Source organism: Streptomyces sp. CA-179760 (assembly GCF_050937045.1).
GTDB lineage: Bacteria > Actinomycetota > Actinomycetes > Streptomycetales > Streptomycetaceae > Streptomyces.
In genome coordinates this window covers 170372-188430 of record NZ_JBNJLZ010000001.1, presented here as the reverse complement: position 1 = coordinate 188430, position 18059 = coordinate 170372, and the positions used below count along the sequence as shown (strand labels likewise).

At 72.8% G+C, this 18059-nt stretch carries 18 protein-coding genes and 1 pseudogene; 10 read left to right on the top strand and 9 right to left on the bottom strand.

The window, feature by feature from the left end; genetic code table 11:
• The first annotated feature begins 158 nt into the window (after positions 1 to 158).
• Positions 159 to 680 carry a hypothetical protein gene (locus ACQEV8_RS00915; protein ID WP_382837499.1) on the top strand — a complete coding sequence of 174 codons (522 nt, stop codon included), beginning with the start codon at positions 159 to 161 and terminating at the stop codon, positions 678 to 680.
• A gap of 28 nt (positions 681 to 708) precedes the next feature.
• On the opposite strand, the gene hemC is transcribed toward ACQEV8_RS00915, so the two are convergent.
• The 4 genes from hemC to ligD all read right to left on the bottom strand — a co-directional run bounded on the left by hemC (position 709) and on the right by ligD (position 4751).
• Positions 709 to 1644 (bottom strand): hydroxymethylbilane synthase, encoded by a 936-nt coding sequence (gene hemC / locus ACQEV8_RS00910; RefSeq protein WP_432956461.1) that lies wholly within the window; start codon positions 1642 to 1644, stop codon positions 709 to 711.
• Between the two features lie 69 nt (positions 1645 to 1713).
• Positions 1714 to 2736 carry a questin oxidase family protein gene (locus ACQEV8_RS00905; protein WP_432956459.1) on the bottom strand — a complete coding sequence of 341 codons (1023 nt, stop codon included), beginning with the start codon at positions 2734 to 2736 and terminating at the stop codon, positions 1714 to 1716.
• Between the two features lie 116 nt (positions 2737 to 2852).
• Entirely contained in the window at positions 2853 to 3626 is a 774-nt protein-coding gene (locus ACQEV8_RS00900; protein ID WP_432956457.1) for an NPP1 family protein, read from the bottom strand.
• 144 nt (positions 3627 to 3770) lie between these two features.
• The gene (gene ligD / locus ACQEV8_RS00895) at positions 3771 to 4751 is read right to left on the bottom strand and encodes a non-homologous end-joining DNA ligase (protein WP_432956455.1); all 981 of its coding nucleotides are present in this window, start codon (positions 4749 to 4751) and stop codon (positions 3771 to 3773) included.
• 135 nt (positions 4752 to 4886) lie between these two features.
• Between ligD and ACQEV8_RS00890 the strand changes: the two genes are divergently transcribed.
• From ACQEV8_RS00890 to ACQEV8_RS00875, 4 genes are all read left to right on the top strand, one after another.
• On the top strand, positions 4887 to 5627 hold the full coding sequence (locus tag ACQEV8_RS00890) for a response regulator transcription factor (RefSeq protein ID WP_432956453.1): 741 nt from the start codon (positions 4887 to 4889) through the stop codon (positions 5625 to 5627).
• A gap of 125 nt (positions 5628 to 5752) precedes the next feature.
• The gene (locus ACQEV8_RS00885; protein WP_432956451.1) at positions 5753 to 6973 is read left to right on the top strand and encodes a cytochrome P450; all 1221 of its coding nucleotides are present in this window, start codon (positions 5753 to 5755) and stop codon (positions 6971 to 6973) included.
• A 26-nt stretch (positions 6974 to 6999) separates the two neighbouring features.
• Entirely contained in the window at positions 7000 to 7194 is a 195-nt protein-coding gene (locus ACQEV8_RS00880) for a ferredoxin (RefSeq protein WP_432956448.1), read from the top strand.
• Between the two features lie 39 nt (positions 7195 to 7233).
• A complete protein-coding gene (locus ACQEV8_RS00875; protein ID WP_432956446.1) occupies positions 7234 to 7749 on the top strand; it encodes a MarR family winged helix-turn-helix transcriptional regulator in 516 nt (171 codons plus the stop codon).
• Between the two features lie 121 nt (positions 7750 to 7870).
• Here ACQEV8_RS00875 and ACQEV8_RS00870 read toward each other — a convergent pair whose 3' ends face one another.
• On the bottom strand, positions 7871 to 9028 hold the full coding sequence (locus tag ACQEV8_RS00870) for an MFS transporter (protein ID WP_432972290.1): 1158 nt from the start codon (positions 9026 to 9028) through the stop codon (positions 7871 to 7873).
• A 90-nt stretch (positions 9029 to 9118) separates the two neighbouring features.
• Here ACQEV8_RS00870 and ACQEV8_RS00865 point away from each other — a divergent pair, with 90 nt between their 5' ends.
• From ACQEV8_RS00865 to ACQEV8_RS00850, 4 genes are all read left to right on the top strand, one after another.
• Positions 9119 to 9865, top strand: coding sequence for an AraC family transcriptional regulator (locus ACQEV8_RS00865; RefSeq protein WP_432956443.1), 747 nt, complete (start codon positions 9119 to 9121; stop codon positions 9863 to 9865).
• Positions 9866 to 9940: 75 nt separating this feature from the next.
• Positions 9941 to 10321, top strand: coding sequence for a DoxX family protein (locus tag ACQEV8_RS00860; RefSeq protein ID WP_189729852.1), 381 nt, complete (start codon positions 9941 to 9943; stop codon positions 10319 to 10321).
• Entirely contained in the window at positions 10318 to 10785 is a 468-nt protein-coding gene (locus ACQEV8_RS00855; protein ID WP_432956440.1) for a peroxiredoxin, read from the top strand. The genes ACQEV8_RS00860 and ACQEV8_RS00855 overlap by 4 nt, the downstream gene beginning before the upstream one ends.
• Positions 10786 to 10845: 60 nt before the next feature.
• Positions 10846 to 13191 (top strand): SpoIIE family protein phosphatase, encoded by a 2346-nt coding sequence (locus ACQEV8_RS00850; protein WP_432956438.1) that lies wholly within the window; start codon positions 10846 to 10848, stop codon positions 13189 to 13191.
• Positions 13192 to 13222: 31 nt separating this feature from the next.
• On the opposite strand, the gene ACQEV8_RS00845 is transcribed toward ACQEV8_RS00850, so the two are convergent.
• Entirely contained in the window at positions 13223 to 13825 is a 603-nt protein-coding gene (locus ACQEV8_RS00845; RefSeq protein WP_432956437.1) for a DNA polymerase ligase N-terminal domain-containing protein, read from the bottom strand.
• Between the two features lie 34 nt (positions 13826 to 13859).
• Positions 13860 to 14690, bottom strand: a complete 831-nt coding sequence (locus tag ACQEV8_RS00840) for an aldo/keto reductase (RefSeq protein WP_432956436.1) — start codon at positions 14688 to 14690, stop codon at positions 13860 to 13862.
• 104 nt (positions 14691 to 14794) lie between these two features.
• Between ACQEV8_RS00840 and ACQEV8_RS00835 the strand changes: the two are divergent.
• A pseudogene (locus tag ACQEV8_RS00835) lies at positions 14795 to 15858 on the top strand (LacI family DNA-binding transcriptional regulator).
• On the opposite strand, the gene ACQEV8_RS00830 reads toward ACQEV8_RS00835, so the two are convergent.
• Together ACQEV8_RS00830 and ACQEV8_RS00825 are read right to left on the bottom strand one after the other, a co-directional pair.
• Complete coding sequence (locus ACQEV8_RS00830) at positions 15821 to 17203, bottom strand: glycoside hydrolase family 32 protein (protein WP_432956434.1); 1383 nt, start codon at positions 17201 to 17203, stop codon at positions 15821 to 15823. The pseudogene ACQEV8_RS00835 and the gene ACQEV8_RS00830 sit on opposite strands and share 38 nt — an antisense overlap.
• On the bottom strand, positions 17200 to 18054 hold the full coding sequence (locus ACQEV8_RS00825; RefSeq protein WP_432956433.1) for a carbohydrate ABC transporter permease: 855 nt from the start codon (positions 18052 to 18054) through the stop codon (positions 17200 to 17202). The genes ACQEV8_RS00830 and ACQEV8_RS00825 overlap by 4 nt, the downstream gene beginning before the upstream one ends.
• Positions 18055 to 18059 lie beyond the last annotated feature (5 nt).

Here is an 18059-nt window from a genome sequence, read left to right as displayed (position 1 = left end):
CGGCAACCGCTTTCTCCGACTGTTTCCGGATAACCGCTGGGCACGGCTTGATCGCCGATCAAATGGGGTGAACTGCCTGGCCACAGCGCATTCTGCCCATTTGACAGTGCGCTGAGACCACAGATAGGAAGCAGCTTCCAGAGGTCGAGAGGGGCACCGTGTACGAGCCGAACGTGGTCGGGGACTGGCAGGAGTACGACGAGCATGCCGGTCTGCGGGTCCGCGTCCACCGTCTGGAACCGGCCGAGCCGCCCCGCGGCCGTGACGACGCCGCCGACGGGCTGACGTACTTCTGCCTCCGCGTGACGGTCGAGAACCGCGGCCGGCGGCACCTCGGCGTCCACCTCGAGGACGGCCAGATCGACGTGCGGATCGGCCCGGACGGGGAGAGCGCCTTCCTCGACTGGCGCAACTCGCAGTTCATCGAGGGCTTCGACGTCTATCCGCTGCGCCGGGCCACCGCCGTGCTGTACGCGGCCGGCACCGAGGCGTCCCTGAGCCTCGTGGACGTCCAGGTCCAGCTGCGCGTCGAGGAGGAGTGGACCGAGCGCCGGCTGTGGTCGGGCGGCATCGGTGTCCACGAGGGGCCCGCGGGGGCCCAGCAGGGCGCGGTGCGGGACAGCCTGGCGCACCAGGTGAGCGTCTTCCTGCGGGATCAGGCGGAGGAAGGCACCGCCTGATCCGGCGTCAGGGCATCCCGCCGGCCGTTCAGTGCGGGATGCCGTCGATGATCTCGCGGGCGCCCTGACGCAGCAGGGCCACGGCGACCGAGGTGCCGAGCGTGGCCGGGTCGAGCCGGCCCGCCCACTCGTGGGCGTTCAGCCGCGTCTTGCCGTCCGGAGTGAACACACAGGCCCGCAGGGAGAGTTCACCACTGCGGTCCACCCGCGCGAACCCGGCGATCGGGCTGTTGCAGTGCCCCTGCAGCACATGCAGGAACATGCGCTCGGCGGCCGTCTCCCGGTAGGTGTCGGGGTCGCCGAGGCCACTCACCGCGTCGATGAGGTCCGCGTCGCCCTCGCGGCACTGGAGCGCCAGCACGCCCGCGCCGATGGGCGGCATCATGGCCTCGGTGGAGAGGACCTCGCTGATCACGTCCTCGCGGCCGATGCGCTCCAGGCCGGACACCGCGAGCAGCAGCGCGTCGGCCTCTCCGGCGGCGAGCTTCGCCAGGCGACGGTTGGCGTTGCCGCGGAACGGCACGCACTCCAGGTGCGGATGCGTGGCGGCCAGCTGTGCGACCCGGCGCACCGAGGAGGTGCCGATCCGTGTCCCGGCCGGCAGTTCGTCAAGGGTGAGTCCGCCGGGATGGATCAGGGCGTCCCGGATGTCGTCCCGCTTGAGGAACGCGGCGAACACGGTGCCCGCGGGGAGCGGCCGGTCGGCGGGCACATCCTTCACGCAGTGCACGGCGAGATCGGCCTCCCCGGCCAGCAGCGCCGCGTCGACCTCCTTGGTGAACGCGCCCTTGCCCTCGACCTGGGACAGATCGCCCATCCACTTGTCGCCGGTGGTCTTCACCGGCACGACCTCGGTGCGCACTCCAGGGTGGGCGGCGGCCAACTCGGCCCGGACGCGCTCCACTTGGGCGAGCGCCATGGGCGAGTCGCGGGAGACGATGCGGATCAGTTCGGGGACGGACATGCGGACACGATAGACCCTCCCGCGGACGCGTTCGTGCCGTACCTCCCTCCGACCGCCCGGCGTCGCGCGTCAGTTCGGGACGAGCGGCTCGCTCAGTTCGACCGCGCGCAGCGCCGCGGCGAGGGCCCGCTCGTCGCCGACGTCGAGGGCGGTGTCGGTGAGCTTGATGACGTGTTCGTCGCCATGGGCGAGGGCCGCTTCCAGTACCTCCTGCGCCGTGCGGTCCGGGGCGGGGACGGCGGCGACGGGCTCGGCGGGGGCGTACATGGCGGTGACCGCCGCCGACGCCGTCCACGCCGCGTGCAGACTCGGCGCCCACAGCTCACGCGGGAGGGAGGCGAGGGTGCGCAGTACGGCGTTGGGCGCCGTCGCCGCGTGGACCAGCATGGTCTCCTCGCCGTGCCCGTGGGTGGCGTACCGGTGAGTGGCGGCCCGCACCAGCTCGGTGAGGCGGGCCCGGGCCGTGTCCGGATCGGTCACACCGTCCGCCCACAGCGGGAGTCGCCGTACGGCCGTCAGCCGGTCGGTGAAGCCGCCCCGGGGATCCTCGATCGGCGGCACGGCGTCCAGGGACCGCGCCGCGTCCCGTGCGGCCGGCAGCGGTGCGATGCCGGGGACGGGGCGGTGCCGGGCCGCCCAGTAGCCCAGGCCGTGCGCGAGTTCGGCGAGCCGCGGCGCGTTCTCGCCGGCCTCCAGGGCGCGTACGGCATGCCCGACCCGGATCACGGGATGAGTGGAGCCGCCGTACATGCCGGGCAGGAGTTGGGGCCACCACTCGGCGAGGACGTCCCGCCACGGACGCTCGGTGAGCGCCCGGGTGAAGTGGGTGATCCAGTCGGCGGCCCGGCGCGGATCACCCAGGGCCTCCCGCCAGTCGGCGTCGGTCACGGGCGCGATGGGCGCGGGGAAGTCCTCCAGCTTGGGCCGGTACAGGTCCAGCCAGCGGTGCACGGCGTCCGCCTGACCGTGCGCGGCGAGGGCCTCCACGACCATGGGGGCGTGGTTGGTGAGTCTGCCGAGCCGCTCCGGGCCGGAAGCGTGGAGGCGTTCGAGGGCTTCTTCGAGGGTCCCGGTCGTGTCGTGGGTGTCCATGGCGGGACGCTAGGCGGCCGCCCCGCGCCGACGGATCGGACGCGGGGCGGAAGCCTGACCCGCCCGGGGACCTAGACCCCCGGGCGGACCGGGCGGACCGGGCGGACCGGGCGGGATCAGGCGTAGGGGTCGAACGCGATGCCGGAGGGCTTGGCCGCGGCCAGGTGGTTGGCGAAGTTGGCGTCCTTCAGGCCGAAGTTGGCGCTGCCGAAGTTGTAGGACGTGAGCTTGTCGCGCACCCCGGCCGGGTAGCCGTTCCAGCCGACCAGCGTCGGGTACTGCCAGGTGCCCTTGTGGTTCTCCGGCGGCTCGTCACCCGAGTTGGCCAGGCGGAAGCAGTGCGTGCTGACGCCGTCCTTGTGGTAGACGATCTTCGCGTGCGTGCCGTCGAAGCGGACCGCGGACGCCGCGTGCACGTCGAACGAGCCGTGGGCGGACGTCGACACGTACTTGACCTGGTTGTCCTGCACGAACACCGCGACGTGCTCGAAGTCGTGCCGGTGGCCGCCGACACTGCTCCCGGCCACGGCCTGGTCCTTCTCGAAGTAGAGGGCGTACAGGACGGCGCACCAGCCGTTGTTGCACTTGGAGCGCGAGTAGCCGTTGGTGTTGTCGAGGTCCGAGGCGTCGCGGCAGTCGCCGTTGAGTGCGCCGGTCGGATTGAGTCCGCCGTTGACCGTGCCGTCCGCGCCGATGGCGGGCGTGGAGTAACAGCCGTCGGTGTCGTAGTCGTAGGCGGGCTGGTACGTCTGCTCCAGCGACTCGGCGTTGCCGGGCAGCGCCCGCGGCGGCGCGGCGAAGGCGGTGGCGGGGAAGGCGAGGACGAGAGCGGCGGCGCCGGCCACTCCGGTGAGCCATCTCCTGCGGGGGGCGAACGGGCGTGACGACACTGCGTCCTCCTCATGTTCCGGGCGCAGCCCAACGGCTGTGGGGGAAAGGGAGGTTCAGCTTCCACGGTGAACGCGTTCATGCCAAGAGGGGTGGGGGATCCAAGGAGTGAATCACTGCCCAACGGTCGGAGTCCGGAGGGCGTTTCAGAGCATGTCGTCCGGGATGTCGGCCGCCGCCTCCCCGGGTGCGAGTTCCGGCCGGAGCCGCAGCCAGGACGGCTGCCGCAACAGGCCCTCCCGGGTGCGGGTGCTGTAGCGGACCTCGCCGACCAGCCGGGGGAGGACCCAGTGCGCGCCCGGAGCGCGTGGGGCCGGGTCGAAGGGGCAGACGTCGCTCGCGGCGGCCCGCAGCAGCCCGGCGAGTTCCGTCCGTTCGGCCTCGCTCCAGCCGGTGCCCACGCTCCCGACGTAGCGCAGCCGTCCCGCGGCGCGCTGCCCGACCAGCACCGCACCCGGCAGTCCGGTGAGCCGCCCCTTGCCGGGCTGCCAGCCGCCGACCAGGACGTCCTCGGTGCGCATGTTGCGGATCTTGATCCACGCCCGGGAGCGCGTCCCCGGTTCGTACACCGAGTCCAGCCGTTTGCAGACCAGGCCCTCCAGGCCGTGCGCGCGGGTGGCGGCCAGGGCCTCGGCGCCGTGGCCGACCAGCGCGGCCGGGGTCGACCAGGCGGGCCCGGCGAGCCCGAGGTCCTCCAGCGCCGAGCGGCGTCGCGCGTAGGGGAGCCGGATCAACGAGTGGGTCTCCAGGTGCATCAGGTCGAACAGTACGAGGTGGACCGGGACCTCCGCCGCCCGCCGCGCCGCCCTGGCCGGCGCGTGGGACAGGCCCATACGGGACTGGAGTAACTGGAAGTTCGCACGGCCCTGTTCGTCCAGGGCCAGGATCTCCCCGTCCAGTACGGCGGGTGTGGGCCCGAGGGCGGTGCCCAGCGGCCGCAGTTCGGGGTACGCGGCCGTGATGTCCTCCCCGGACCGGGCCCGCAGCCGCACGCTGCCGTCCCCGGGTAGATAGGCCACCACGCGCTGGCCGTCCTGCTTGGTCTCATAGGCCCAGCGCGCGTCCTGCGCGGCGGGCGGCAGGGTGCCCGGCGTGGCGAGCATGGGCGGGATCAGCGGCAGGTCCACGGTTTGAGGTGTGGACGTACCGGCGTGCGGTCACGCGCGTTTTCCGCGTCTTTCGCCTGAACGGCGTCGATGCCCGGAGTCCGGCGAGCGGCCGGTATTGCTTGAGTCAGGCAAGTAGGGCGGTAGGGTGGCCGTATGGCTACCTCGTCGCCGTACGGCACTCTCCGTGAGACGTCGACGCTCGCGCGCGGGGACGGGCAGCACGTGCTGGTCGTCGCGCGGGAGCCGGAGCTCGCGGAACTGCTGTCCACCACCCTGGAACTGGCGGGATACCGGATCAGTCTGGCCGACTCCGGGCTGGAGGCGCTGGCGCAGGTCGAACGGCGGCGGTTCGATCTCGTCGTCCTCGACGGCGAGCTGCCCGACATGGCGGAGCTGGGCCGACGGCGCCCTGCCGTGCTCGCCCGCCGTCCGCCGGCCCTCCTGCTGACGGTGTGCGATTCCCTCCCCGGCCTGCTGCCCGAACTGGGGCCGGGGGAGACGGACTACGTCACCAAGCCCTTCCGGGTGGCCGAAGTCCTGGCCCGTATCCACGTCTTACTGCGTGCCTCGGTCCCGGACCCGGGCCGCGCCGAGGAGCTGGGCTACGGCGATCTGGTCCTGGACGACGCCCGGTGCCGGGCGCGTCGCGGGGCGCGGGCGCTCGACCTGACGCCCGCGGAGTACCGCCTCCTGCGCCACCTCCTGGTCAACGCGCACCGGGTGCTCTCCAAGGAGCGGATCGGCAGGATCGTCTGGGGCGACCCGCGCGGCGGCAACGCGATCGAGCAGCTCGTCTCCCGGCTGCGCCGCAAGGTCGACCAGGACGGACCCGCGCTGATCCACACCCGCCGCGGCTTCGGCTACTGGCTCGGGCGCGCCGACCTCGAACCCTGACCTGTGATCCGGGTCACGTCAGCTTTCTGTCAGGGGGCTGACGGGAGGGCGTCAGCCCCCTCTGTTTGCATGGGCGCACCGAGGCCTCGACAACGCACTCCGCCCCCCCACGACCGAGGAGAAGCATGGCCGACACCCTCGCCGGTACGGCAGCGGTCCACGAGTACCCCATGGCCCGGGCCGCCGGCTGCCCCTTCGATCCGCCCCCGGACCTGACCGCCCGGCAGGACGAGGGCCGGCTCGTCAAAGTCCGCCTCTGGGACGGCAGTACGCCCTGGCTCGTGACCCGGTACGAGGACCAGCGCGCCCTGCTCCTCGACCCCCGGGTCAGTGCCGACATCAGCCGGCCCGGATACCCGCTCCAGGCCGCCGTCGCCGGCGGTGGTGAGAACAACGCCAGCTTCATCCTCATGGACGACCCGGAACACGCCCGGCTGCGCCGCATGGTGACCGCGCCGTTCGCGATCAGGCGCGTGGAGGCGATGCGGCCCGGCGTGCAGAAGATCGTGGACGACCTGATCGACGACATGCTCGCCGGAGACGGCCCGGTCGACCTGGTGGAGGCGTTCGCGCTGCCGGTGCCCTCGCTGGTGATCTGCCAGATGCTCGGGGTGCCGTACGAGGACCACGACTTCTTCCAGGAGAACAGCCGGACCCTCATCAAGCGGGACGCCGCAATGGAGGACCGGATGGCCGCCCACGGGCGGCTCATCTCCTACCTCGACGAGCTGATGGGCGAGAAGATGGCCCGGCCGGCGGACGACCTGCTCTCCGGGCTCGTCGAGCGGGTCAGGTCCGGGGAGCTGTCCCGGCTCGAATCGGCCCGTATGGGGGTGCTCCTGCTCATCGCCGGGCACGAGACCACCGCCAACATGATCGCGCTCGGCACCCTGGCCCTGCTCGAACACCCGGAGCAGCTCGCGCTGCTGCGTGACACCGACGACCCGAAGCGGGTCGCCGCCGCGGTCGAGGAACTGCTGCGCTATCTGACCATCGTGCACAACGGCCGCCGTCGCGCCGCCCTCGAGGACATCGAGATCGGCGGGCAGGTCATCCGCGCCGGCGAGGGCATGGTCATGCCCAACGACCTCGCCAACCGCGACCCCGCCGCCTTCGCCGACCCGGACCGATTGGACCTGCGCCGCGACGCCCGCCGGCACATCGCGTTCGGGTTCGGCGTGCACCAGTGCCTGGGGCAGCCGCTGGCCCGTATGGAACTCCAGGTCGTCTACAGCACCCTCTACCGCCGCATCCCCACCCTGAAGCTCGCCGCCCCGGTGGAGAGCCTGGCGTTCAAGCACGACGGGTCGGTCTACGGCGTCTACGAACTGCCCGTCACCTGGTGACGCGCCAACCGGAGGAGAGAACAGCCATGCGTGTGGAACTGGACGAGCCGAAATGCGTCGCCTCGGGGCAGTGTGTGATGGCCGCCCCCGAGGTCTTCGATCAGCGTGAGGAGGACGGCGTCGCCTTCGTACTGGACGAACGGCCCCGGGCGGGCTCCCTGGAGGAGGTGCGCGAGGCCGTGGCGATCTGCCCGGCCGCCGCGATCCGGCTCGTGGAGTGATTTACTTGAGTTACGCAACGAGATGGTAAAGTGGCTTCCATGTCCACTCCACCGCTCCCCGACGTCCCCTCCCCGGAAGTGATCGAGATCGAGCGTGCGCTCACCCGTATCACGTATCTGAGCACGCGCGCCCGCCAGCACGAGCGACTGATGGCCCTGGCGGGCGTGCCGCTCGACCGGGCCGCCGTCGCGCTGCTGCGGCAGGTCGCCGACTCCGAGCCGCTGCGGCCGGGGGAACTCGCCGCACGGCTGGGTGTGGAGGCCTCGCACGTCACGCGCACGGTGCAGCAGTTGCAGAAGTCCGGCTACGTCACCCGTGTCCCCGACCCCGACGACCGCCGTGCCCAGCGTATCGAGCTCACCGACGCCGGCCGGCAGGCCATCACCAAGATCCGTGAGGTCGGGGTCCGCGGCATGCAGCTGGCCCTGTCCGCCTGGTCGCCCGAGGAGCTGCGGCAGCTCGCCGGCCTCTTCCACCGCATGGTCGACGACTTCCTGGCCTATGCCGTGGACGAGGAGCCCGAGCCGCAGTCGGCTCCGGCGGGCAAGGCCTGAATTCCGCTCCCGGCCGGTCTGGTCTCAGGGGCGCGCGAGTCCAGCTGTCCCGGCCGGTCCGGCGGGTGGGGCCTGGGTTCGCTGTCCCGGTGGGCCCCGGCGGGCCACGTCCGATCCCATGTCACCGTGCGGCCGAGTCCAGCGGATCCGCCCGCTCGGCAGCGGCGGGGCCCGGCGGCGCGGGCTCGCGCAGGCGGCACAGCAGCAGCCGGCCCAGCGCGGGTAGCACGATCAGCGGCAGCAGGGCCGTCCGCAGGGACGTCGCGTCGGCCAGTGCCCCGATCGCGGGAGCGGCGAGGCCGCCGACGCTCACGGTCAGGCCCAGCGTGACACCGCTCGCCGTGCCCACGCGCCGGGGCAGAAAGTCCTGGCCCAGGGTGATGTGCAGCGAGAACGGCACATACAGGCCCGCCGACGTCAGCGCGACGAACAGATACACCGGCGGCCCGGGCACCAGGACCAGACCGCCCACGGTCAGGACGGTCAGGGCGTACGACCGGCGCACCACCGCCATCCGCCCGTACCGCTCGGCCAGCCGGCCCCCGGCCAGCGTGCCCACCGCACCCCCGGCGTAGAGCACGAACAGCGCCGCCGTACCGGCCGCCTCCCCACCGCCGGTGCGCTCCCGCACGTACAGCGAGACGAACGCGCTCAGGCCGACGAACACGACCGAGCGGCACACCACCGCACCGGACATCCGCAGGAAGGACGCCCAGTCGTCCCGGCCCTCGGCGACGGACGCGCCGCCGCCCTCGGCGCCGGACCCGGCCGAGCGCACCGCCGCCGCGCACAGGGCCGCTCCCGCCAGGGCCGGGACGACCAGGAGAGGGGAGGCGCGCAGCCCGCCCGTGGCCACCACGGCGAAGACCAGCAGGGGTGCCAGGGCGAAACCGGCGTTGCCGCCGAAGGAGAACCAGCTCATCCCCGCGTGGCCGCCGCGCGCGACGGCCCGCGCCACCCGGGCGGCCTCCGGATGGTAGGCGGCCACGCCCACCCCCGACACGGCGACCACCGCCAGAGTCAGCGCGTAGGAGCCGGTCACCCCGCTCAGGGCCACGCCGGCCCCGGCCGTCAGCGCGCTGAGCGGCAGCAGCCACGGCATCGCCCACCGGTCGGTGAGCACTCCGAACAACGGCTGCACCAGCGACGACAGCAGCGAGGCCGCCAGGACGACACCCGAAGCGGCGGCGTACGAGTAGGCGCGCTCGGCGACGAAGTACGGCACCAGAGCGGCCACGGCCCCCTGGTACACATCCACGCAGGCGTGCCCCAGGGACATCAACAGGACGGGTCGGTCGCGTCTCGAAGCGGTCACCCGGCGATCGTCCCCGGCGGCGCGCATGGCCCGCTTCCGATAATCTGCCGGACTGTGCCGCAGATCCGCCACACCCCTGAAGCGCCGACCCGTGCCCAGCGGCTGACCGCCGGGGACCGCATCGACGCGCACCGGCACGACGACCACCAGATCGTCTACGCGGGCTCCGGCGTCGTCGCCGTCACCACCGACGCCGGCACCTGGTTCGCGCCCGGCACCCGCGCCATCTGGGTTCCCGCCGGCACCGTGCACGCCCACCGCGCCCACGGCCGCCTCGACCTGCACCTGGTCGGCCTGCCGGCCCACGACAACCCCCTGGGCCTGGACCACCCCGCCGTCCTCGCCGTCGGCCCGCTGCTGCGCGAGCTGATCCTCGCCTACACCCGCGACCCCGGCGACGACAGCCCCGAGCGCCGTCGGCTGCGCGATGTCCTGCGCGACCAGCTGCGCCTCTCGCCGCAGCAGCCGCTGCGCCTGCCCACGCCCGCCGATCCCCGGCTGGCCGCCGTCTGCGCGCTCGTGCACGCCGACCCCGCCGACGCGGGCACCCTCGCCGCCCTCGGCGCCGCGACCGGGGTGGGGGAGCGCACCCTCAGCCGGCTCTACCGCGGCGAGTTCGGCATGACGTTCCCGCAGTGGCGCACGCAGTCGCGGCTCTACCACGCCCTGCGCATGCTCGCCGACGGCCTGCCCGTCACGACCGTCGCCCACCGCTGCGGCTGGTCGTCCGCCAGCGCCTTCATCGACGTCTTCCGCCGCTCGTTCGGCTACACCCCGGGCACGCACAATCGCCGCGCCTGACCTGGTGAACCCCCCGGTAAGGCCACCCCTTTACCGCCCGGTAATATCGCGCGGCAGGCCATCAGAGGAGGAACCGTGTCCCGGTCCGAACGCTCACCCCTGCTGCTCGCCGGCCTGCTGGCCGCCGCGGGGGTCGCCCACTTCGCCGCCCCACGCTCGTTCGACGCGACCATTCCGCGCGGTCTGCCGGGCACGCCCAGGACCTGGACCTACGCCAGTGGCGCCGCCGAACTGGCGCTGGCCGCGGGCCTGGCGGCGCCGCGCACCCGCAAGGCGGCCGCGCTGGCCACGGCGGCCTTCTTCGTCGGGGTGTTCCCCGCCAATGTGAAGATGGCCGCCGACTGGCGCCACCGCCCCACGCCGCAGAAGGCCGCCGCCTTCGGACGCCTGCCCCTGCAGGTGCCCCTCGTGCTCTGGGCCCGTGGCGTCGCACGGAACGCGGAGGGCCGGTCGTGAGCGCGCGCATCGAGACCGGGGACAAGGTCGAGGACTTCGAGCTGCCCGACGAGACGGGAACCCTCCGCAGCCTGTCCGGGCTGCTCGCCGAGGGCCCTGTCGTGCTCTTCTTCTACCCGGCGGCCCTGACCCCCGGCTGCACCGCTCAGGCCTGTCACTTCCGCGATCTCGCCGCCGAGTTCGCCGCCGCCGGCGCACGACCCGTCGGTATCAGCGGAGACACCGTCGAGCGCCAGCAGGAGTTCGCCGGAGCGCACTCCCTCGGCATGCCCCTGCTGTCCGACGCCGACGGCACGGTCCGCGAGCGGTTCGGCGTGAAGCGCGGCTTCTCCCTGGCACCCACCAAGCGGACCACGTTCGTCATCGCCCAGGACCACACCGTCCTCGACGTCGTCCGCAGCGAGCTGCGGATGAACGCCCACGCCGACCGGGCGCTCGCCGCCCTGCGCGCTCACCTGAGCTGACACTGTCACGAATGCTCCGCCGCGGTTGATAGCGGGCAGCAAAGGGATGATCCTGGACGAATGGAGGACGCCTCCGCTGCTGCGATCATCGACGCCCGCGGCATTGTGACGGGGTGGAGCGAGGGTGCCCGGCGGCTGACCGGCTATCCGGCCGAGGAGGCCGTGGGCCGGGCCGTACGGGAACTGCTCGCCGAGGACGTGCCGCCCGAGGCGGTGTCCGCACTGTCCGGCACCGTCATGGTGCGCCACCGCGACGGCTATCTGGTCGGGCTCCGCGTCAGAGCGTGCGCCGTGACGGGCCCGGACGGCGAGGCGGGCGGATTCGTCATCACCGCCGAGCCCCCCGGCAGTGCCGAGACGTCTCTGGCCGGGCAGGCCTTCCAGCAGGCCTCCATGTCGATGTCCGTGTTCGACACCACCCAGCGCTATCTGCGGCTCAACGACGCGGCCTGCCATGTGATGGGCGTGCCCGAGGAAACCCTGCTCGGCCGGCACTTCCCCGAGACCGTCGAGGAGGCCGCGCACAGCAAGGGCTTCAACTGGCATCTGCGGCATGTCTCCGACACGGGCAGGCCGGTGCGCTACGAGAGCTTCACGGGCGCACCGTCCCTGAACCGGGAGCACGCCTGGAGCATCGAGATGTGGCCCGTCCGGGACGACTCCGGTGAGGTCCTGGGCACCGCCCTCGCCGCCTTCGACAGCACCGAGCAGTACTGGGCCCGGCAGCGGCTGGCCCTGCTGAACGAGGCGGCGGCCACCATCGGCACCACCCTGGACGTGGTGCGCACGGCCGAGGAACTGATCGAGGTCGTGGTGCCCCGGTTCGCCGACTTCGCCAGTGTGGACCTGTTCGACTGGGTCCTCGGCGCGGAGGAGTCGCCGACCGTGCCCACCGAGGAGATCGTGCTGCGCCGCGTGGCCCACGGTTCCCACACCGAAGGCACCCCGGAAGCCGCCGTCCGCCTGGGGGAAGTGGACGTCTACCCCGGGTTCTCACCCATTGCCCGGGCGATGCGGGAAGGCCGCGCGATCCTCAGCCAGGCGGGGGAGCCGTCCTTCATGCGGTGGGTCGCCGAGCGCAACACGCGCGCCCCGCAAGGACGCCCCTACCGCAAGGGCGTCCATTCGATGATGGCGGTGCCGCTGCGGGCCCGCGGCACCACCCTCGGGGTGGCCGTGGCCGTGCGCATCAAACAGGTGGACGACTACGCGGCCGACGACGCCGTCTTCGCCGAGGAACTCGCCAGCCGGGCCGCGGTCTGTGTCGACAACGCCCGCCGCTTCGCCCGGGAACGCACCACCGCGCTGGCCCTCCAGCACAGCCTGCTGCCGAGAGGCCTGCCCGGCCAGGCCGCCGTCCAGGTCGCCCACCGCTATCTGCCCTCCGGCTCGGCGGCCGGCATCGGCGGCGACTGGTTCGACGTCATCCCGCTGTCCGGCAGCCGGGTCGCGCTGGTCGTGGGGGACGTCGTCGGTCACGGCATCCCTTCCTCGGCGACCATGGGACGGCTGGTCACGGCCGTACGCACCCTCGCCGACGTGGACCTGCCGCCCGACGAACTCCTCACCCACCTGGACGACCTGGTCACCCATCTCGCGTCGGACGACCAGGGCGGCGACGAGGTCGCCGAACTCGGCGCGACCTGCCTCTACGCCGTCTACGACCCCGTCACGCGCCGGCTGAACCTGGCCGCCGCCGGGCACCCCGCCCCCGCCCTGGTGCTGCCCGACGGATCCGCCCGGCTGATCCCCATGAGCGCGGGGCCCCCGCTGGGCGTCGGCGGGCTGCCCTTCGAGGCGACGGAACTCCAACTGCCCGAGGGCTCCGTCGTCGCCCTCTACACCGACGGACTCATCGAGGACCGCGACCGCGACGTCGACCACGCCACCGACGAGCTGTGCCGCGCCCTGACCGTGCCCGCCGACTCGCTCGACGCCCTCTGCGACACCGTGCTGAAGGCCGTACTGCCCGAGGAGCCCAGCGACGACGTGGCGCTGCTGCTGGCCCGCACCCGGGCGCTGGGCGCGGATCGGGTCGCCACCTGGGACGTCAGCCCGGACCCCGCTGAGGTGGCCGCCATTCGGCAGGCCGCCACCGACCAGCTCACCGCGTGGGGGCTGGACGAGACGGCCTTCGTCACCGAACTGGTCGTCAGCGAACTGGTCACCAACGCCATCCGGTACGGCGCCGCGCCCATCCAGCTGCGCCTGATCCGCGACCAGAACCTCATCTGCGAGGTGTCCGACGGCAGCTCGACCTCCCCGCATCTGCGGCGGGCCCACCAGGACGACGAGGGCGGGCGCGGCCTGCTGCTGGTCGCCCAGCTCACCCAGCGCTGGGGCAGCCGGCAGACCACCAGGGGCAAGACCATCTGGTGCGAGCAGTCACTCACGCCACTGTTCTGACCACGGCTGTTCCGGCCATGACTCCGGGGTGTCACTCCCCGTCCGAGGTGACCTGGGCGAGGGTGCGGCCGGACCTGGCCGAACGCGCCCGGTGAGGGTCCGGTGCCCCGTGTGTACGGGCACCCCCGGCGCGCTTCACCAGCAGCCAGGCCTCCCCGCCCCCGTCCGCCTCGTCACGGAACCGGGTGAGGGCGTATGCGCCGTGCAGCTTCGACCCGCTCAGCCGGAACGTGGCGTGCCCGCTCTCCAGCGACTGGGCAAAGTCCACGGGCCGGCCCTTCCGGTCGTGGCTCAGCGGCTCGTACGTGCCGTGGTCCCAGACGATCACGGTGCCGCCGCCGTACTCGCCGCGGGGGATCACGCCCTCGAACTCCTCGTACTCCAGCGGATGGTCCTCCGTGGGCACGGCCAGCCGCTTGTCCTTCGGATCCGCCGAGGGACCCTTGGGGATCGACCAGGACTTCAGCACGTCGTCCACCTGCAACCGGAAGTCGAAGTGCATCGTGCTCGCGTCATGGATCTGCACCACGAACCGGGGCCGGTCCCCGGCGGGCGCCCCGCGTCCCCGGGGCTCGCCGGTCCGGTCGAAGTCGCGCTTGCCGCGGTAGTCCCGCAGCCGGTCCCGCTCAGCCACCTGCGGCTCCTTCCTCGCGAACCCCGGGTACCCGTCAGAACTCCTCGTGCACCTCGGGGTCCCCGCCCACCCGCCGGTGCGCCCGGTCGGCGACGGCACGCAGCTCGTCCTCGCTCAGCTCGAAACCGAACACGTCGAGGTTCGCGCGCTGCCGCTCGGGGTTCGCCGACTTCGGGATCGGGACCGCGCCCAGCTGCGTGTGCCAGCGCAGGACCACCTGCCCGGCCGACACCCCGTGCGCCTCGGCGATCCGCGCCACGGCCGGGTCGTCCAGCAGGGGCGTGCCCCGGCCCAGCGGACTCCAGCTCTCGGTGACGATGTTCTTGCCCGCGTGGAAGGCGCGCAGCTCCTCCTGCGGCAGGAAGGGATGCAGTTCGATCTGGTTCACGGAGGGCAGGACACCGGTCTCCTTCTCCAGCCGCTCGATGTGCCCGGCCGTGAAGTTGGAGACGCCGATCGACCGGACGAGGCCCTCCTCACGCAGCTTGATCATGGCCTTCCAGGCGTCGACGTACCGGTCCACGCGCGGCAGCGGCCAGTGGATCAGGTACAGGTCGACGTACTCCAGCCCGAGGCGGGCCCGGGACTCCTCGAACGAGGCGAGGGTCTCCTCGTAGCCGTGGTGCCGGCCGGGGAGCTTCGTCGTCACGACGATCTCGTCGCGCGGCACCACGCCGGAGGCCACCCCGCGGCCCACCCCCGTCTCGTTGCGGTAGTTCGTCGCCGTGTCGATCAGGCGGTAGCCCGCCTCCAGGGCCGAGAGCACCGCCTGCTGCGCCGCGTCGTCGTCCAGCGGCCAGGTGCCGAGGCCCAGGGCGGGGAGCGCCGTACCGTCGTTGAGTGTGTGCGTCGGGATGCTGATCACCGTCGGACCTTCCCGTTGACTGTTGACCGTGTCGTCCCTCCAGCGTCACGGATAGGGTGGGCGATGATCAACCGGACGGGCGGCGGATGAGGACGGCGGACGGCATGGACAGCGCCGGGAAGAAGCCGGGGACGGGATCGGGGCGTCCCACCTCGCGGGACGTGGCCCGGCTCGCCGGCGTGTCGCACACCGCGGTGTCCTTCGTGTTCAACGGCCGGGCCGACGGCAACCTCTCGCCCGCCACCCAGGAACGCATCCGGCAGGCCGCGACCCGGCTCGGCTACCGGCCCGACCCCGTCGCCCGCGGCCTGCGCCGCAGCCGTACGGCCGTGATCGGCCTGGTCACGGACGAGATCGCCTCCTCGCCGTTCGCCGGGCGGCTGCTGCGCGGCGCCATGGACACCGCCTGGGCCGGGGAGCACCTGGTCCTCACCGTCGACTCCGGCGGCGACCCGGCCAAGGAGGACGCGGCGGTCGCCGAACTCCTCGACCGGCGCGTCGACGGCATCATCTACGCGGCCATGTCCCTGCGCCGCGTCCGCGTCCCGAGGGCCTCCACCGCACCCACTCCGTGCTGGCCAACTGCCTGCCCGAGGACGGCTCGCTGCCGGCCGTGATCCCCGCCGAGCGCGCCGGTGGCCGGACGGCGGCCCGGCTGCTGCTGGAGCAGGGGCACCGGCGGGTCGCCCTCGTCGGCGGGCAGGACGACATCGCCTCGGTGGAGCGGCTGCGCGGCTTCCGCGACGCGCTGCGCGCCGAGGGCATCACGGTGCCCAAGGACTGGGTCGTACGGACCGGAGGGGAGATCTCCGCCGGGTACGAGGGCGCCCTCCGCCTCCTCGACGGGGCACCGGCCGACCGGCGGCCCACCGGGCTCTTCGGCTACAACGACCGGGTCGCGGCGGGCGTCCTGCACGCCGCGACCCGGCTCGGGATCTCCGTGCCCGGAGAGTTGTCGGTGGTGGGCTACGACGACCAGGAGCACATGGCCGCCCACCTCGCGCCGCCGCTCACCACCGTCGCGCTGCCCCACCGGGCGATGGGGGAGACCGCGGCGGGCCTCCTCCTCGAAGCCATCGCCACCGGACGGACACCGCCCGCCACCGTGCGGCGCCTGGCCTGCCCGGTGATCAGCCGTGCGTCGGTGGGGCCAGCGCCCATCCGGTGACGGCCGCGCCGAAGGGCACGCTCAACTCCCTTGTGTCATCCACACGTCGGTAGACGCGCTCGGTGACCGTGGCCCGGTCGCCGACGAACAGTTCGTACAGCGAGCCGTCGACGAGGACGCGCACGGTGAGCTCCTCGTGGGGCGGCACCTGGACGACGATCGGTTCGGCGCTCCCGCCCTCCTTGCGGGGCCAGCCGCCCCGGTCGAGGGTGACGGTGCCCTCGCCCGGGTCCAGGGACACCGTGAGCTCGGCGCCCGAGGCCGACCGCAGCAGCGTCACGGTGGTGTGGTCGCGGGTGCTGACGGTCAGGTCGTAGGCCGCCGGCAGTGCCGTCCGGCCCGGCGCGGTGACGAACGGCTCCGCGGCGTGCAGCCGGTGCAGCTCCGGGGCCGGGGCCACCCGCAGGCCTCCGTCCGGATGGACGTCGACGACACGGGGAGCGGTCAGGACGCCGGCCCAGTCGTTCTCGCCCTGCTCGCGGGCCTCCCACGACCAGCCCCACATCAGGGCCCGGTCCGGCTCCTGGAGGACGGCGGGTGCGTAGAAGTCACGGCCGTGGTCGAGCCGGCCGCCCGTCCGCGCGGTGAAGCGAAGGTCCGCGTCCAGACGGCCCGTCAGGTAGCCGGTGGTCCAGGGGTGGCCGTCCCACAGCGACAGGACCAGCACCCACTCGCCGCTCCGTGTGGCGTACAGCTGCGGGCACTCCCATCCGGTCGCCCGGTCGCCGAACGCCGCCGTCGCGGCCGGGTCCCGGCCGTCCAGGAGCACACCGGCGAACCGCCAGTCGGTCAAGTCGTCGCAGTCGTAGAGCAGGACCGACGGCGTACCGTCGGCATGCCCCGCGCCGACCAGCGCCAGGCGTCGCCCGTCGTGCCGGAAGACGAACGGGTCGCGGAACATCACCACGTCCAGCCCCTCGGGCGGGCCCTTCACCACCGGCGTGGGCAGGGGAGTCCACGCGGTCAGCGTCGCGTCGTCCGGATCTGCCGCCCGTGCCAGGCAGATCGTGCCGAGGCCGGTGTGATCACGGTCGACCCCGGTGTAGACGGCCGTCGGCACGCCCTCGTCGTCGACCACACACCCCGACCAGCAGCCCGCCTCGTCCGGGCCGCCCGGCGTCGGGGTGAGCGCGATCGGGTGGTGCTCCCAGTGCACGAGGTCGGGGCTGGAGACGTGCCCCCAGTGGACGTTCGCGTGCACCGGGGCGTCCGGGTTGTGCTGGTAGAAGAGGTGGTGGCGGCCACGCCAGCGGAAGGGCCCGTTGGGGTCGTTCATCCAGTTGGCGGGCGGGCGGACCCGGTAGCGAGGGGCATGCGGGTCCTGCGGGGGAGCGGTGAGGCTCAACGGTTGACTCCTGCGGACGTGATGCCCTCGCGCAGAGGGCGCTGGCCGACGACGAACACGGCGACGGCGGGAATCATGGAGAGGACGACACCGGCGAGCACCACGGAGATGGAACCGGTGCCGAGGTTGCCCTGGAGGGAGACGAGCCCCAGCGGCAACGTGTAGTTCTGCCCCGACGTCTCCAGGATCAGCGGCCGGAAGAACTCGTTCCAGTGGTAGTTGAAGGCCAGCACGCCGACGATCGCGAGGCCGGGCGCGGCCAGCGGGGCGTACACGGAGCGGAAGGTCCGCCAGGGCCCGGCCCCGTCCAGCATCGCCGCTTCGCCCAGGTCCTTGGGCATACCCAGGAAGTACTGCCGCATCAGGAACGTGCCGAAGGCGGTCGGGAAGGCCGGGATGATCAATCCCAGCAGGGTGTCGGTCAGGCTCATCGACTTCAGCACCAGGAACACCGGCACGATGGTGACCTGCAACGGCACCATCATCGTCGCCAGGACCAGGCCGAACAGCGGCTTCTTGAAGCGGAACTCCAGCCGCGCGAAGGCGTATCCGGCGAGGCCCGCCGTGATCATCTGGCCGACCGCGATCAGCCCGGTCACCAGCGTGGAGTTCAGCGCCAGCAGCCAGACGTCTATCTGGTCGAACACCCCGCGGTACGCCTCGGTGGACGGGTTCGTCGGGACGAGCTGCGGCGGCAGGTCGAACGCCTCGGCAGGCGTGCGCAGCGAGGTGGACACCGTCCACACCACCGGGCCGAGGGTGAGCAGGGCGCACACGGCCAGACCGGCGATCCGCGCCCAGGGCGCGAGCCGGTAACGCACGCGGCCCGAGGACAGGGTTGCTTGGCTCATGGGAG

Coding starts and splice junctions, on each gene's coding strand:
- hemC (WP_432956461.1), bottom strand. CDS start 1,644: ATGTCCGTCCCCGAACTGATCCGCATCGTCTCCCGCGACTCGCCCATG.
- ACQEV8_RS00905 (WP_432956459.1), bottom strand. CDS start 2,736: ATGGACACCCACGACACGACCGGGACCCTCGAAGAAGCCCTCGAACGC.
- ACQEV8_RS00890 (WP_432956453.1), top strand. CDS start 4,887: ATGGCTACCTCGTCGCCGTACGGCACTCTCCGTGAGACGTCGACGCTC.
- ACQEV8_RS00885 (WP_432956451.1), top strand. CDS start 5,753: ATGGCCGACACCCTCGCCGGTACGGCAGCGGTCCACGAGTACCCCATG.
- ACQEV8_RS00880 (WP_432956448.1), top strand. CDS start 7,000: ATGCGTGTGGAACTGGACGAGCCGAAATGCGTCGCCTCGGGGCAGTGT.
- ACQEV8_RS00875 (WP_432956446.1), top strand. CDS start 7,234: ATGTCCACTCCACCGCTCCCCGACGTCCCCTCCCCGGAAGTGATCGAG.
- ACQEV8_RS00870 (WP_432972290.1), bottom strand. CDS start 9,028: ATGTCCCTGGGGCACGCCTGCGTGGATGTGTACCAGGGGGCCGTGGCC.
- ACQEV8_RS00850 (WP_432956438.1), top strand. CDS start 10,846: ATGGAGGACGCCTCCGCTGCTGCGATCATCGACGCCCGCGGCATTGTG.
- ACQEV8_RS00825 (WP_432956433.1), bottom strand. CDS start 18,054: ATGAGCCAAGCAACCCTGTCCTCGGGCCGCGTGCGTTACCGGCTCGCG.